This is a genomic window from Shewanella sp. CAL98-MNA-CIBAN-0140, assembly GCF_040309905.1.
GTDB lineage: Bacteria > Pseudomonadota > Gammaproteobacteria > Enterobacterales > Shewanellaceae > Shewanella > Shewanella psychromarinicola.
Genome location: NZ_JBEOPI010000282.1, coordinates 1 through 238, shown reverse-complemented (window position 1 = coordinate 238; position 238 = coordinate 1). Strand labels below are relative to the sequence as shown.

Sequence of the window (238 nt, the reverse complement as noted above, 5' to 3'; positions counted from 1 at the left end):
CCGTTGCGCCCGCGCCTTGAGCGTGCGGATCGCCGGGGACTCGCCCAGCAGTGCATCAAACCCTTCGGCATGGTCATGGTGCAGCGCCGACAGTTGTTCGCCGATGCGGTTGGGCTGGTAAAGAGTGAGCAGGGCGCCGGCGTCGGTGATTGGCGTGGCGCCCAGCAGCAGGGTCTGGCCGTTCACGCTGATCTCGCGCAACGGCAATCGAAAGCCCTGCTCCAGCAGGGTCTCCAGC

At 66.8% G+C, this 238-nt stretch carries 1 pseudogene; it reads right to left on the bottom strand.

The annotated features are described in order from the left end of the window. Positions 1-238 (bottom strand): annotated as a pseudogene (locus tag AAEY93_RS21080) (Fis family transcriptional regulator); the annotation flags it as partial.